The following is a 16,130-nucleotide window of genomic DNA, read 5'->3' on the forward strand; positions in this document are numbered from 1 at the left end:
CCGTCTGAATTATTCGCTAGCTAACTGCCAACTGCGTTTTTCTTCGTAATATGTCTTACTGGCAAATTCAAAAAACTCTTCGTAAACCAGTGGGCGGCTGAAGAAGTAGCCTTGAATAAACTGGCAACGATAGTTATGCAATATTTGCAGTTGCTCAACGTTCTCAATCCCTTCTGCAACAACTTTTAGTTCCATTGTTTCAGCAAGTAGCATTATTGCTTTGACTATGGCTGCATCGTTATCACTATTTGCAATCTCGATGATAAACGAACGGTCAATTTTTAGTGTATCGATAGGGAATTTTTTCAAGTAGCTTAGCGACGAATACCCCGTACCAAAGTCATCAATCGCAATGGTTATGCCCATGTCTTTAAATTGTTGTAAACGGTCAATATTGTCGTCTACATCTGACATAACCGCGCTTTCCGTAAGCTCTAACTCAAGCAGTTCTGGGGGCAGTCCGCTGCGTGTTAAAGCATTTCTGACGTTGTCGATAAGCGCAGTTTGCTTAAACTGAACACTTGATACATTGACTGAGACTTTACAATTTTCTAAACCTTCATCAAGCCATTGCTTTGCTTGTTTACAGGCGGTGTCCAAAATCCAGTTGCCTAGCTCGATAATCAGCCCGGACTCTTCTGCAATAGGTATAAACTCAGCAGGGGAGATAAAACCGAGCTCTGGACTGTTCCAACGGATAAGCGCTTCAGCCTTGGTAATTTCATTGCTAACGATGTCGACTTGCGGCTGATAATGTAAAACAAACTCGTTGTTTTTAACCGCATTGCGCATTTTTTCTTCAAGCTGCAAACGTTCAAGAGCTCGATCATTGAGTTCATTTGAATAGAACTTAAAGGTTCTTCTGCCGTCTTCTTTAGCTTGATACATAGCGATATCAGCATGTTTCATTAATTCATGAACTGTGGTGCCATGTTCAGGATATAGCGCAATCCCTACACTCGGTGTGACGGTTAATTCATAACTGTCGATCTTAATTGGACGTGATAAGCTCTCAATAATACGTTGCGTTATTAGTGTTGTTTCGGCAGCTGATTCAACATGACTTAAAAACAGCGTGAATTCGTCGCCGCCTAATCTAGCGATTTCATTATTAACAGAATTTACTTCGTAATTTCTTGCAACAAAATCACTGTCTCTAACGCATTCTTTCAACCGCTGTGCAATTTCTTGCAGAACTAAATCACCGTAATCATGCCCCAAGGTGTCATTGATTCGTTTAAATCGATCTAAATCAATGAACATAACCCCTGCTTTATAATTGCCGCGTCGTGCAAGGGAGATAAATTTATCTAAACTCTCGTAAAAGCTCTGACGGTTTGGTAGACCTGTAAGTCCGTCAAAATATGCAAGTTGGTGTAATCTGCGTTCATGAGATAACTGGCGTTGATGTCTAATCCGCTGGTTTCTTAACAGTTGAAGAAAGATCAAGATCGGGCCAAAAATATAGAATAGTTTGGCGTGTGTTGTCTTCCAAATGGGTGGCATAACTTCAATTGGGATCTGCAGTATTTCACTCCAAACCTCTTCGTTGTTACTGCCCCTAACTTTTAGTGTGTAGCTTCCATCGGCTAAGTACGAAAATGATATATGGTTACTCGTGCCGATGTTACTCCAAGAAGAACTGAGTCCTTCCATCATATATTGATAACGATTATTTGACGGTTTTGTATAATCCAAGGCCGCAAACTCAAAGTCGATTATCGTATCTTCATAGTTCAGTTCTAATACACCATCAGCACGCAGCATGGTTTGTATCGGCTTTTCTTCGTTTGCGTGTACAAATTTAGTTAATTTAAGTTTTGGTTTATAAGAATTCAGAGGAACTTTATTTGCCTGAAAAGTGTTAAAGCCATTTGTGCCACCAAAAAATAGTCTGCCGTCTTTTGCTTTATAATAAGCGCTGTTATTAAAGTCTGAGCTTTGTAATCCGTGGGTCGTATTGAAGTTATTAATTTCAAAGTTGTTGGGATTAAGGCGCGATAGTCCTTTGGCGTGGCTTATCCAAATATATCCTAAGTCATCTTCTAGCAAGCTGTAGGTGAAGTTACTTGCCAGTCCTCTAGATTGATTAATAATATGTTGGGTTTTGTTATCATTGTCTTCAATCAATAACAAACCCGCGTCACTTGTTGCGAGCCAAACACCTTTTGCGGTTTTTATGACGGAAAATATTTCGTCACTACCAATAAAGTATTTGCCTTTCTGTTTTGTTGAATAGGTCGAGCTTTTATTATTTCTGGTGTCATAGTGAACAAGGCCCCCACCATGAGTTGCAAGCCATAGATCTTTATTATTGTCTTCGAATATATCCAGTATTAAATCAACCGCCTCTGTCATACTAGATCCGATCTGAGATTTGTTATGAATGATACTTTTAGAAACAGAATCAATTATATTGACACCACCGCCATAGGTTGAAACTGCAATATTACCATTGCTCAGTTGGATAATTTTGCTAATAGCATTGTGTGACAGACGATGAGAAAACTCACTGTCTGCGCTGAATAAGTCTTGTTCATAGTTCGTTAAGTCAATATGAAACAGGCCCTTATCATAGGTGCCAACCCATAACCCAGTATCGCCATCCACCAATAGGCTTGTTATTAAGCTGCTATCTAAGTTTTTAAGTTTGTCGGAAAAAGATGAATTAAATGGCGACATTGTCTTAGTGTCAAAGTTCAATATGTTGACGCCACCATCTACAGTACCGACAAATAAATTGTTATTATTCATCGCAAAACTGGTGACAGAGGCCGAGGTCATAGTGCCAAAAGGACTAAATTGAGCAATATGTGTGAAATCCGCCAATTTTGCATTCCACTTGCTCACGCCTGAAACCGTACCAGCCCAAATTACGCCGCCTTCATCTTGCATCAAAACTCGGACGTCATCGTTTATTAAACTTGAAATCCGGCCAGATTCTTTTTTATGTGCGATGAAACGTTCAGTTGTCGGATTAAACTCACAAATACCATCAGGAGTCGCTAGCCACACAGTATCGCTATGATCGACTAGCACATCGTTAATAACCCTGCTGCACGACGGTGATGTATATTGTTGTATAAACTCACCAGACTCTGAAATAAGTAATAAACCATCGCCCTCTGTGCCAGCCCAAACTCTTTGCTCGGAATCTATATCTAGGCTTATTAATTTGTTAGTAGGTAAGGTATTCGCTTTTGAATTGAGAATTGAAAAAGACTGGCCATAATCTTCACTTCTATATAACCCATTGTTTACTGTTGCTAACCAAATTATGTTTTTATTAGACTGCGCAATCGCTCTAACTTTACTATGCTGCAATAAAGACAGAATTTCGGGCGAACCAGAAATACTACCAAATTTTGAGGTTTTCGAATTGAAGACCACGATATCGGTTTCACCCGCAAACCATAGGTCGCCATTTCCTATTTCAACAAGCGAATAGAAATTTCTAGATTTAATTTGAGGAATTGATTCAGAGTTGAAATTAATGAACTTGTCTTTTTCAGGTATATATAGGTGAATGCCACTGTTGCTGGTTGCCCAGACACGTCCTTCTGAGTCGACTAAAAGCTGCCATATCCAATTACTGTTTAGTCCATTTTCATTCGCGGATACAGCGGAATATAAAGTCGAATTTGTGCCATTAAATTTGGCTATACCGCCTTGAGTTGCAAACCAGATAAATCCTTCTTTATCTTGCACAACATCGAATACGGTTGGATGGGGTAGGGATGATTCAATATCGAGGTGCTGAAAATGAATAGTATTTCGAATTGGGTCGAATAAGGGATTAGCAGAACTAGAAATTGCGAAGAGCAATAAAGAAATTGATAGAGTAAATAATCTAAAATATTTCAGAGATAAGATTCTGCCTCTACCGTTGTGCATTTAGAAACCATTATTATTTTTATTATTATTATGGGGACAATTTATACCACATCTATTCGCAGAGTCACAGGCTCAGTAAAATAAAAAAGGCCCAATTTATTATTAAATTTGGGCCTTTAGGAAAATACTGTTTATTTAGTAAACTAAGCTACTTGAGAGCGGCTACCTTTACGACCCCAGATAACCCCGGCAGTTTCAACACGGCTACCTTTACGACCCCAGATAACGCCAGCAGTTTCAACACGGCTACCTTTACGACCCCAGATAACTCCGGCAGTTTCTACACGGCTACCTTTACGACCCCAGATAACGCCCGCAGTTTCAACACGGCTACCTTTGCGACCCCAGATAACGCCAGCAGTTTCAGCACGGCTACCTTTGCGGCCCCAGATAACGCCAGCAGTTTCAACACGGCTACCTTTACGGCCCCAGATAACGCCCGCAGTTTCAACGCGGCTACCTTTGCGACCCCAGATAACGCCAGCAGTTTCAACACGGCTACCTTTGCGACCCCAGATAACGCCAGCAGTTTCAACACGGCTACCTTTACGGCCCCAGATAACGCCAGCAGTTTCAACACGGCTACCTTTACGGCCCCAGATAACGCCCGCAGTTTCGTCTTTTGACTCAGCTTTAACGTCTTTATTTGTAAAACGAACTAGAGGGTTCATTTCGGAAATTTGTTTAACTTGATCTTCGTTTAGTTCTGCAGAGATTGCTTGGATCACAGAGAAGTTGTGGATAACTTCACCACCAACGTTTTGAACTAGTGATGTCATTGTTGCATTACTAGCGCCTTGAACTAAATACGCAGCTTCGTGCTGTGATTTATTGTTTTGTAGCGCATTTGCTGTTGCTGCTAAAGTGAATAGACTTGCCGTTACAACTGTTATTGTTTTTATTTTTGTTAGTAAGCTTTTCATCAGAAAGACCCTATTTCCATTAGTTTGATTTAAGGACTCTTTTCAAAGCAGTATATGTGCCAATCTATATCTTGTTGTTTTATAAGGGTTATAAGTGCGTTCTGCGGCAATGGGTTGCCGGTGGCGGAAAAATGACGCCGCTTATGTTTTTGTAATATTGGCTTTATGGAAAGAAAGTTAGACAAGGTATAGTTATAAAAAAAGCCGCTTAAGCGGCTTTAATTGAAAGTGTTAAATCTTTTTCTCGGTTATTAGCCGATTTATTAAAAATATCAGGAAGGTGAGTGAGTAGAAACTAAATATTACTGTCATCCACTGGGGCATCGACATTGCCATAAATGACCAATCAATGTCACCACACATGCCACGTGCTTCAAAAAATGCTGGGATCCATTCATGCAGCGCTAGCCAACTTGGAAAGTTTGGAAATGCGTCGCAACTTAATAGCAACATAAAGTTGTCAGGATCTTGCATAGCAACATGTTGCTTCGCGATGATCAAACCCCAAATACTGGCAATTCCCCAACCACTAAAGCTTATTAATCTAGCGATCAAGCTTGTAGGAGCGTAGGCAGCAGGTAAAGCCGCAACCATTATGGCAAATACCGCGGTACGCTGGTATATGCACATTACGCAAGGTTCTAAACCCATTCCATACTGAAAGTACAAGGCGATAATTTCGAATGTAAAAGCACTGAGGGCTAATAAAAGCCATGGCCAGCGAAGTGCTGGCCATGAAGATAAAGATTGGTTATTGCCCATTGATTAATGACCGGATTCAGTTGCACTACCAGCAGCAGAGTGGTGTTCAATCAAATTCATGTCGTATAAAGTTTGAGTCCAGTCCATCAACCCGTAATACGTCGCTATTAAACCGACAATTGACAATACGATAGTATAAGGAAGGGCCATATAAACCATCTTGCCATAAGATAATCGAATTAATGGTGCTAACGCTGAAGTTAATAAGAACAAGAACGCAGCTTGACCATTAGGCGTTGCAACACTCGGTAAATTTGTTCCTGTATTAATTGCTACAGCCAATAAATCAAATTCATCACGAGTGATGATGCCTTGTTTTAATGCGGCTGCCACTTCATTTATGTATACCGTACCGACAAACACATTGTCACTGACCATAGAAAGTAAACCGTTGGCGATAAAGAACATAACCAACTGCATTTTGCCTTCAAAAGTGAGAACCCATTGAATAACTGGAGCAAATAGCTGCTGATCAATAATTACAGCGACGACTGCAAAAAACACACATAACAAAGCGGTAAAGGGAAGGGCTTCTTCAAATGCTTTACCAAGTTGATGTTCGTCAGTAATACCGGCAATTGCTGTTGCCAAAATGATGATCGATAAACCAATCAAGCCGACCGTCGCAAGGTGCAATGCTAGACCAACGATTAACCAAATCGCGATGAATACTTGTGAAAATAGTTTAACTTTGTCGCGTTTCGTCATTTTTGAGTCGCTTTCTTTATCATACTCGACAAGAATGTGACGGACTGTGTCTGGCAGTTCCGCGCCATAAGAAAACCACTTTAGTTTTTCAAGTAATACCGTTGTTATTAAACCAGCAATTAAAACCGGAATGGTCACAGGTGCCATACGTAAAGCAAATTCAATGAAATTCCATCCAGCACGTTCTGCGATAACCAAGTTTTGCGGTTCGCCAACCATAGTACAAACACCACCAAGGGCAGTACCAACACCAGCATGCATCATAATGTTACGCATAAAGGCGCGGAATTCGTCCAATTCACTGCGCGTTGGCGTGTCAAAATGTTCATCCTCAGTGTGGTCGTGATCTGTATGATTACCGGGCTTACCTGATGCTACTTTGTGGTAAATCATATAAAAACCAGTGGAAACGGTAATAATAACCGCAACAACCGTTAAGGCGTCTAGAAATGCAGATAGAAAAGCGGATGCAAAGGTAAACGCTAATGACAGCGCAATTTTTGATTTAACTTTTATCAGTAGTTTTGTAAATGAAAACATCAACAGGTCTTTCATAAAGAAAATACCCGCGACCATAAAGATCAATAACAAAACAACACTCAAGTTTTGAGATATTTCTGCTTCGATATGACCGGGTGAAGTCATTCCTATTGCAACAGCCTCAATAACAAGCAGACCGCCGGGCTGAAGTGGATAACACTTAAGTGCCATCGCTAATGTAAATATGAATTCTAATACTAATGCCCAGCCAGCGACATAGGGATCAAGTGCAAAAAGCATTGGGTTGATAATAAGACAAGCGATGATCGCCAATTTGTACCATTCAGGAGAGTTTCCTAAAAAGTTCTGATAAAAAGCATTTACAGTAGATTGCTGCATACTTTTATTACCTTCCTTTACGTTGAGAGTGAGCTAATTCACTTTAATAATATTGAAGCTACTTTAATTATATGAGCGACTTAAAATTTTCTGGAACTAATGTGTTAAAACACCTTAATCTTATATGAATCGTCTAAAACTTCCAACAATTTCAGTATCATTTAAAAATCGATGCCGTTATTGGTTTGTTGGAATAACAAATTAAGCGACAGCAATGCCTTAGGTGAAAAATGAGGTTGTCCAATTTTAATACATTTTGCGGTTTTGTTCTTTAATCTTGAGATATTGCAGCGGTGGCAACTGAGGCATTTTTTACTAAATGCGGAGTGAAACAATTATTTTTGATTGTTTCAACGTTTGTTAGATTGTGAGCTAAGTCTATTGCGAGCTGAGTGGCATATTTTGCCATCTTTTTAATTGGCGTATGTATAGTATGAAAACTAGGGACCGTCATTTTACTGTAGATAGAATCGTTAAACCCAATTATAGAAATTTGACTTGGGATACGCTTCCCCTGTGCAATTAAAAAATTTGTAGCGCCATACGCAGTTGCATCATTGAAACATGCAACACAAGTGAATTTGCGGCCAGAGGCTAATAGGTTGTATATAGCATCTTCTCCTCCCTGAATTGTGCCATCAGTTTGTTCGACTAAACCTGAAGATAGTTCAATGCCTTGTAACTTAAGCGCTCGTTTGAAATAGGAAAAGCGACGACTTGAATGAAGAAGAGAGTGAGGTAAATCTAATACGGCTATTTGTCTATGACCATTTTTAATTAGTTCATCCGCCATCTGCTGAGCAGCGGCCTGATCATCTAACCAAACACACCTATTGGCTATTTGGTCAACTTTGCGGTCAAAAATAACAAGCCCTGGCACTTTGTCGGCGTATTCAATAAGCTTATGGTCGCTAATTGATGTGGTAAATAAAAACACGGATTGATAACGCTGTTCTATTAAGGTGTCCAACGCCGCCATTTCTTTGGCTTGATCGAATGCAGAAGAATTTAACACCACCTGCACATCGTGTTTAGTGGCAATAGTTTCAATTCCACTTATTATCGATGAAAAGTATGGCGTTATTAAATTGGGAAGAATGACACCTATGGCCGACAAATTGCCTTTATTTAGCGCTCTAGCATTCTGGTTTGGAAAATAGTTAAGCTGCTTGATGGCAGCTTGAATTTTAGTGCGAGTCGAGTCGCTAACGCCGGACTTATTATTTAATACCCTAGAGACTAAAGCTGGTGAAACCCCCGCCAGTTGTGCTACATCTTTAATCGTCGGCATTTTATTGTTTCCTTAAGGCAGCGGTGCTACCTCTAACCTTTAACGTAGGAAAGTAACGGTAACCCTGAGGAGTGTTTTTACCTTGCTCAGCAATGATATTCCATGCCAGTTGTATCGATTTTTGGGCCATAATCGCAATTGGGTAACGGATTGTTGTTAAAGGTGGCGAATTTTTTTTGCCAATAAAAAGATCGTCAAAGCCGATAACTGATACATCATGTGGGATCTGTAAACCCTGTTGCTTTAATTGAGCAATGATGCCGACGGCCATCGCATCATTAAAGCATAAAACCGCGGTGAATTCTTGGTTACGAGCAGTGAGGGTTTCTGCGCAAAGCCTACCGCCCCAAAAGTCACATTCACCATACACAACGTCTTTATCGTTAAATGGCACGGCGTGATCAGAAAATGCCTTTTTTATCCCAGCAAGCCGATTTTTAGCATCGCGTTGCTTATTGGTCGCGGATACAACGGCAATATTTCTGTGTCCTAAATCAAATAGATAGTTAGCTGCTAATTCGGCTCCAGCATGATTATTAAAGTCTAGACAGCGAGACGCGATCTTAGAAATATGTCGATTTAAAATCACTAACCCTTTTATTTCTTGAGATAAATCCAACAATTGTTGGTCGGATAATGCCACGCTATAGATGATAATGGCGTTGCAACCATCAGCTTGTAATCGACGAATTGCCTCAGTTTCTTTAGTGGCGTTGTGACTACCTATACTGATCAATACACTAATGTTTAGATGCCGAGCGTATTGTTCTATTTCATGCACTATGGTGGCGTAAAATGGGTCCGATAGTTGGGTCAATACTAAGCCTACGGTCAATTTATCGTCTTTAACCAATTGTCTCGCATTTGCATTTGGAATGTATTTGAGTTTTTTAATGGCTTGTTTAACTTGTAGGAGTGTTTCTTGAGATACGCTTTGTGAATTATTTATCACTCTTGAAACGGTAGCTGTAGAGACATTAGCAAGGTGTGCGACATCTTTTATTGTTGGCATGGCGTTACTGTTTACTCTAAAAATGACTATCTTCAACAATCCTAAATCAAACGGTTCTGTATGTAAAACGTTTACATTATTGTTTGCTTTTTCCTTTTGTTTACTTATTTAAAATTAAGATTACTTACTGTTTAACTCACACTTTTTGCTATTGGCTCTGTTGTGAATTGTTTTTCTTTAAAATTACATAGGCTGTTTTTCTTGTTTGCTCATTGTAATCCGTTTACATTTATTGTTAACAATTTACTTTTTACGCTTTGGGGAATTCAAGTGTTAAAAGGTAATTGGTATCGGCAACTAAATAATACTAATTAGCCGAATCTCAATTAAAAGAGAATATAACGGGGTAAATAAATGAATAAACTTAGTCAAATTGCAATATTGACAGCACTTGGTATTGGCGCAATTCCAGTATTCGCACAAGTGAAGGTTGATATAAATTTAAACATTAAACATGAAGTGAATGGGGTTTCAGATTTTAATCGAAAAAAACATATTACGGTCCATTCAGCTTTAACCGAATCTGATTGGCAAGGCGAAGCTGAGGTCATGAATTATTTAATGAACGATCTCGACGTATATTTTGGTCGCGATAACGGCATGGCTTCATGGATTTTTAAAGCAACAGCCCAAGATCCAAATAACCCTGGAAAACCGCACATAGAGGACCTATCCAATTTTGGCCAATGGCATAAAGACAATATGTATGACAATTTGCCAGAATCATTACGCAGCTTCGAGGCCCGAAGCGATGAAATGATTATGGGCATAACTCCTCATGGACCGTTTCCTACTCAATCATACTGGGAAAAAGACTTAGCCGGCGCAGATGATGAGGCGGGCAAATACGTTCTGCGTAATATTGAAGATGGTGCCGAATGGGTTGGTGAATATTTAGATCAGTTTATGCGTAAATCGGGTGAGTCTAGCGGCGTTTTAATGCCAAAGTATTGGGAAGTTATCAACGAACCCGATATGGACATAAATGTCGGCCGAACTTTTGTTATGTCGAGTTTTGAACAGCTTTTTGAATATCATAATTTAGTTGCCGAACAAATTAAAAGCAAGCTACCCGAATCTCAAAGACCACTCATCGGTGGTATGACTTGGGGTTTACACGACCTAGAACAAGGCGACTTGTCGGAACGTTTTCCAACTCAGGAGCGCGCTGTTCGAAATCGTTACGCTTATGAGGAAGGTGCATTTGAAGACTTTTTACAGTCTGTTACCGCATCGGAGTATTGGCAAACACAAGACGATAAATATTTTCAGTGGGACGCTATCTGGAAGGGCTTTATGGATGCGGCCGGTGAAAATATGGACTTTTATTCCTTGCACTTATATGACTGGGCGCAGTTAGGGGATGATCCTCGCCAAGGTAGTACATTCCGCAGGGGAATGAAAACAGAAGCTATTTTAGACATGGTGGAATGGTATGACGCCCAAGTCAATGGGGCCGAAAACTTAAAACCATGGGTTATTTCTGAATATGGCGCGATTGCGTCGAAACACGGTAAGTTGGAATTTTTAGAAAACGACTATCGTTATTCAGATTGGTTACATTTGCGTACCTTTAACCAAATGTTTATGCAGATTTTAACTCGACCATCACAAGTCGTTAAGTCGATGCCATTCGCACCAATAAAAGGTAAATGGGGATTATTAACCGGTCCTGATGGCGAAGCTATTCGTTACGAAGCCGCACTAATGCAAACTGATGAAGTGTTTTCAGCTAATTATGATAATGCAGACTGGTATGTTACTGATAAAATCCAATGGTATGAATTATGGTCAGATGTTAAAGGAACTCGAGTAGACACTCACTCTAGCGATCCTGATATTCAAGTTGATGCGTATGTTGATGGTAAACACACCTACCTCATTTTGAACAATTTAGAATGGTACGATATTCCGGTTGACCTTTCATTCATAGGAGCCGATGCCAATCAAGTAGTGAGCGTAAATGTAAAACATTCTTATTTGGCTGAAGGGTTAAGCCCAACCAATTTAGGTCGTCCAATTTTAGCAGAAGCGATGATAGATGAATTGCCAGAGTCGGTGACTTTAGAGCCTGGCTCAACAATTATTCTTGATATCGAATACGGCGAAGAAATCGCAATCTCCTCTACTATGGTAGAGAAGAAGTTTTACGGCGAAAGTTTATCTGGTGCTGGAAAAGGTGAGGCTGCTAAAGGCCAGATACACCGTATCTTAGGTCAAAATATGGTCGGTGAGATCAATGATGTTGTTGTACCGGAACATGGTGAAGCGAGATTAAGAATTGCCGCCGAGTTTTATCCATTCCACGCGTCTAAACCTAATAATAATAGTTTTACTATTAATGGTCATACTATTGACGTTCCAACACAGGTTAACCTAAATGCAAGCGGGCAACCAACAGAGCATTATGACTACATGGGCCCGGAAGTTGATGAGTCGAGTGTATCGTTAAATTTAATTGATATTCCTGTACCACTTGAGTATCTGCAAGAAGACAATGAAGTCACCGCTATCGTCGCGTCAGCTCGCGCATTTACTGCGATTAGTTTATCCATTTGGGAAACCGAACAACAGATCGTCCGAAGTCTGCCGCAGGAATGTAATGATTGTAATTCACCATCTGAATTAACGATAACAGGCGAATCAAGTGTCTTGTTTGGTGAAACTATTAAGTTAACAGCTGATGTTTTACCAATGAATGCAGCTAATAGGACAGTACATTGGTCAACCTCAGATGTGACAATCGCGTCTGTTGATCAAAATGGTTTAGTAACCGCAACTGGTCCTGGAGAAGTAACCATTTCTGCAGTAACAGAAGAAGGTCCTTTGTTAACCGAGCATCAGGTGACAGTCATTACCGTTGCGCCAAACAGTATCGAAATTGGTGAAGATGCGATTAACTTGGCGTTAAATGAAACATTAAAACTTAATCATGTTATTACACCTAACAATGTGACGATTGACGACGTAGTTTGGCATTCATCAAATGAGTCGGTTGTATCGGTTGATAGTAAAGGAGTAATCACTGCAAATACCAATGGTAACGCTGTAATCACAGTCACGACTGTCGATGGCAATATTACTGACCAAGTTTCGGTTACGGTCGCAGAAATCCCTTTGACTTCTATTGATTTGGTCTCAAATGCTGTGATTGTTTTGCCTGGTACTTTCCAAGCTAACCTGAAATTTACGCCAAGCAATGCCACTGATCTATCGGTGAATTGGCAATCTAATAACTACACAATTGCGACGGTCGATGCCAATGGGCTTATTACTGCTGTTGGACCTGGAGCAACCACAGTATCGGTCACCTCAAATGATGGGAGTCATCAAAAATCCATCATTGTTAATGTTATTGAGCCCTCGAGCATCAACACCCAAGGTTTTGTAATTGAAGCTGAGTCTTTGGTTGCCACGGGCGGTGCGTTCGATGGATTTTCATCGAATGAAGTTGGCATTAACAACAACCAATCGGGTGACTGGGCTGATTATCAGATTGATTTCCCAGAAGCTGGTGTATATCAACTCGCTTTAGATGCGGGGACGCCTACCGCACCTATTAATGGTGCAGCTGTTTATGTTAATGGTATTTTTGCAGGCACAGCCGAAATCCCAACCTCAGGCGATTGGAATTCGATGTTAACGACGGTAATAAGTCAAAACGTTCTTATTCCTTCTGCGGGCACTCACAATATCCGTATAGAAAGTGTAGGGGAGGCCGGAAAATGGCAATGGAATGCGGATAAGTTAACTTTTGTCATGTTAAGCGCATTAGACCCTGAGCTAGCACCTGATCTAGAGCCGCAGTTACCAGAAGAACCTGAAGAGCCGGCAGTGGCTGCATCATTAGCACTCGATAACAATAGTAAATACCTGACTACCAGTTACGTAACCGGAGAAACGTTGACCGTATCGGCAGCCTACCACGCAGGGACTGACCAAACAGTGACAACAGGTAATGGTGGGGTTAAGTTTTTCCTTCGGGAGATGACGTCGAGCTGGGAGCTTGTTCATGATTATGTAGCCTATGACGCTTCTACTATTGGTAAAGAGTCTGGAACGGCAACTGCCGACATTTCGTTATCTAGTGTCACGCCTTCTGCTGATTTACCAGCTGGTAATTTTTACTTCCTGTTTGCCGCGTTTGTCTCTAGTGATGGTGGCACTTATGCAATCCCTGGCATAAGCCCTATCAATATTATCGCTGAGAATGAAACTGACCCGGATACGCCTACAGAACCGGTTGATCCAGAAACGCCAACTGAGCCTTTATTCGAAGTCGATGATGTTAATAAATACATCAATTCCGTTTATGCCTATGGTGGAGATTTAGAATTGACGGCAACGTATTCAGCGGGAACGGGTCACAGTGTTGTCGAGAGCAGCTTCGGTGGGGTAACTGGTGGCTTATTGTTTATTCTGCAAGAACTGAGAGCAGACGGTTCTCAAGTGAAAAGAGTGGTTGTTGGGGACACAAGCGCCATCGGTCAGCAAAGCGGTACTTTAACTGTGAGCTTGCCATTAGTGCACCCAACACAGGGCGATTTAATGATGAGCTCTGCACTCAATGAAGGACATTATTATAATCTTACCGCGAGATTTAAATCTTCTGACGGTAGCACCCAAATACTAACGAACATTTCGCCTATTGTGATAGCAGAATCTGCAATACTAGTTGATCCAGTAGACCCTGAAACACCAACTGATCCGGAGGAGCCGATCCCGAGCGATGATTTAGTTGAAGGCGAAGCCTTTACGATTGAAGCTGAGTCGTTTGATAACACCGGTGGACGTGTTGCAGGGGTAACGATTGGTGAGCGCGGCATTCCGACAGATAGACGCACAGTGACAGATAGCAACCAAAACGGAGATTGGGTGGATTACCACTTAGATTTCCCAAATGACGGTTACTATCGCATTGCAATGGTAGCGTCTAGCCAGAATGCTAACTCCCAAGCGGCCACATATGTGGATGGCGAACTTATACAGGAAGTACCGATTTTCACTGGCAGTCAAGCAACGTTCAATAGCTTTGTTTTAGTAGAACAAGTTTATTTAACTAAGGGACAACACACCATTCGAGTTGAGGCAACGTCGGCCGCTGGCAACGGGTGGATGTGGTTTGGTGATACCTTAACTTTTACACACTTGATTCAGAATACTCCCGTTATTGAACCAAGCCTTAGTATTGTAAACCCAGATATGCACACCACTAGTATTTATGCTGTTGGTGGTGAGTTAGTGGTTACTACTAATTTTGAGGCAGGTTCTAACAATACCATCACAAGTGAGTTTTCTGGCATTGAGTATATGCTACTGGAAATGACCGACGACGACCAAGTTGTGAATAATCTAAATGTTTACGACAACGACGCAATTGGCATGCAAACCGGTACATCAGTGGTCACTCTGTCTTTAGATGGCTTAACGCCATCAGATCAGTTAAATGAAGGTCACTTCTATCAGTTATTGACACGCTTTGGAACGACGGAGAACGGTGAACAGAGAAGTAGTCGAATTTCACCCATCACTATAGGTGCTGACTATGACAATGATGGTTTAGCAGACCTTGTCGATTCGGATGATGATAATGATGGAGTTGAAGATACTGTCGACGCATATCCATATGATGCAAGCGCCGCTCTATTAGGCGATATGGATAAAGATTTTGACGTAGATCTAAATGATATTCGGTTGTTCCGCACTGCAGTATTAAGAAAGCAAATAAGTGACCTACGTTTTGATTTTAATAACGATGGTCTAATTGATGTCCGTGATATCCGTGGCATAACGCAGCTTTGCTCAAACAAAAACTGTTCTTCTAACTAAAAAGGTAAACATAATGAAGAAAATAATAGCGATATTTTCATTGATGGCCGCTATGGCGTTTAACGCAAATGCAGGCTTAATAGCGAGTGAATCCATCGATGGAGATGGTAATCTCATTGTGGAGTTTCATTTATATAACACAAACCCTGATCTATTTGATTTTGGTTTTGCTTTAAACTATGACGTCAGTACTTTGACCTGGGATGATTTTTACGGCGATTATATGATTGGTTTTCAAACCAATAATTTAGTTGTTGACCATGTCTTTGCAGACGGTGAAGATATTGATTTTGACGGTGTATTTGATCTTTATGGTTTCTTTTATGACGACGGTTGGGCCGCAGATATCGGAACCGATGTCTTTTTAGGCTCAGCTAAATTTCTTGTTAATGGAAATTTAGCAACTAATAACTTCGACATTGAATTGAGCTATGCATATAACATACTTGGTGATGATATTACCCCATCATTAGCAACGACAGATGTTCCTGAGCCGCCTGCTATTGCCCTGATGAGTGTATTCATTGTTGGATTAGTTCGTCAAAGGTACAAACTAAAACAGGACTAATTACTGAGTTAATTATTAAAAGGCCCATCAATTAGGATGGGCCTTTTGTATGTTAGGAACAAATTTGAAATTAAACTTAGTTTTAGTATGCAATTTTTGATAGAAAACATGTCAAACTTTTCACAAATTTAGACGACTAGAATATTAAGTGTCATATCATTTGGAAAAACCAATCTATTAAACCGTTAACACCGGCCTTCACTAAGGATCATAAACACATAAAATCTAACAAAATAGGTGGTTGTGCATTAGGACTTATCTGGT

At 40.5% G+C, this 16,130-nt stretch carries 8 protein-coding genes; 2 read left to right on the forward strand and 6 right to left on the reverse strand.

Annotated features, from left to right (window positions below; translation table 11 throughout):
• Window positions 1-9: 9 nt before the first annotated feature.
• From Q4575_RS08935 to Q4575_RS08960, 6 genes are all read right to left on the reverse strand, one after another.
• Window positions 10-3,894: an EAL domain-containing protein gene (locus Q4575_RS08935; RefSeq protein ID WP_303522460.1), complete on the reverse strand. Its 3,885-nt coding sequence runs from the start codon at window positions 3,892-3,894 to the stop codon at window positions 10-12.
• 143 nt (window positions 3,895-4,037) lie between these two features.
• Window positions 4,038-4,817, reverse strand: coding sequence for a hypothetical protein (locus Q4575_RS08940; RefSeq protein ID WP_303522462.1), 780 nt, complete (start codon window positions 4,815-4,817; stop codon window positions 4,038-4,040).
• A 231-nt stretch (window positions 4,818-5,048) separates the two neighbouring features.
• Entirely contained in the window at window positions 5,049-5,579 is a 531-nt protein-coding gene (dsbB, locus tag Q4575_RS08945) for a disulfide bond formation protein DsbB (protein ID WP_215965088.1), read from the reverse strand.
• A gap of 3 nt (window positions 5,580-5,582) precedes the next feature.
• A complete protein-coding gene (gene nhaB / locus Q4575_RS08950) occupies window positions 5,583-7,166 on the reverse strand; it encodes a sodium/proton antiporter NhaB (RefSeq protein ID WP_303522464.1) in 1,584 nt (527 codons plus the stop codon).
• A gap of 271 nt (window positions 7,167-7,437) precedes the next feature.
• Complete coding sequence (locus Q4575_RS08955) at window positions 7,438-8,457, reverse strand: LacI family DNA-binding transcriptional regulator (protein ID WP_303522466.1); 1,020 nt, start codon at window positions 8,455-8,457, stop codon at window positions 7,438-7,440.
• A gap of 1 nt (window position 8,458) precedes the next feature.
• The gene (locus Q4575_RS08960; RefSeq protein WP_303522468.1) at window positions 8,459-9,469 is read right to left on the reverse strand and encodes a LacI family DNA-binding transcriptional regulator; all 1,011 of its coding nucleotides are present in this window, start codon (window positions 9,467-9,469) and stop codon (window positions 8,459-8,461) included.
• 354 nt (window positions 9,470-9,823) lie between these two features.
• On the opposite strand from Q4575_RS08960, the gene Q4575_RS08965 reads away from it, so the two are divergent.
• Together Q4575_RS08965 and Q4575_RS08970 are read left to right on the forward strand one after the other, a co-directional pair.
• A complete protein-coding gene (locus tag Q4575_RS08965) occupies window positions 9,824-15,298 on the forward strand; it encodes an Ig-like domain-containing protein (RefSeq protein ID WP_303522470.1) in 5,475 nt (1,824 codons plus the stop codon).
• A 13-nt stretch (window positions 15,299-15,311) separates the two neighbouring features.
• Entirely contained in the window at window positions 15,312-15,866 is a 555-nt protein-coding gene (locus Q4575_RS08970; RefSeq protein WP_303522472.1) for a hypothetical protein, read from the forward strand.
• The last annotated feature ends 264 nt before the right edge of the window (window positions 15,867-16,130 follow it).

Origin of the sequence: Psychrosphaera sp. 1_MG-2023, from assembly GCF_030548245.1 — a bacterium.
Taxonomy (GTDB): domain Bacteria; phylum Pseudomonadota; class Gammaproteobacteria; order Enterobacterales; family Alteromonadaceae; genus Psychrosphaera; species Psychrosphaera algicola.

Coding starts and splice junctions, on each gene's coding strand:
- Q4575_RS08935 (WP_303522460.1), bottom strand. CDS start 3,894: ATGCACAACGGTAGAGGCAGAATCTTATCTCTGAAATATTTTAGATTA.
- Q4575_RS08940 (WP_303522462.1), bottom strand. CDS start 4,817: ATGAAAAGCTTACTAACAAAAATAAAAACAATAACAGTTGTAACGGCA.
- dsbB (WP_215965088.1), bottom strand. CDS start 5,579: ATGGGCAATAACCAATCTTTATCTTCATGGCCAGCACTTCGCTGGCCA.
- nhaB (WP_303522464.1), bottom strand. CDS start 7,166: ATGCAGCAATCTACTGTAAATGCTTTTTATCAGAACTTTTTAGGAAAC.
- Q4575_RS08955 (WP_303522466.1), bottom strand. CDS start 8,457: ATGCCGACGATTAAAGATGTAGCACAACTGGCGGGGGTTTCACCAGCT.
- Q4575_RS08960 (WP_303522468.1), bottom strand. CDS start 9,469: ATGCCAACAATAAAAGATGTCGCACACCTTGCTAATGTCTCTACAGCT.
- Q4575_RS08965 (WP_303522470.1), top strand. CDS start 9,824: ATGAATAAACTTAGTCAAATTGCAATATTGACAGCACTTGGTATTGGC.
- Q4575_RS08970 (WP_303522472.1), top strand. CDS start 15,312: ATGAAGAAAATAATAGCGATATTTTCATTGATGGCCGCTATGGCGTTT.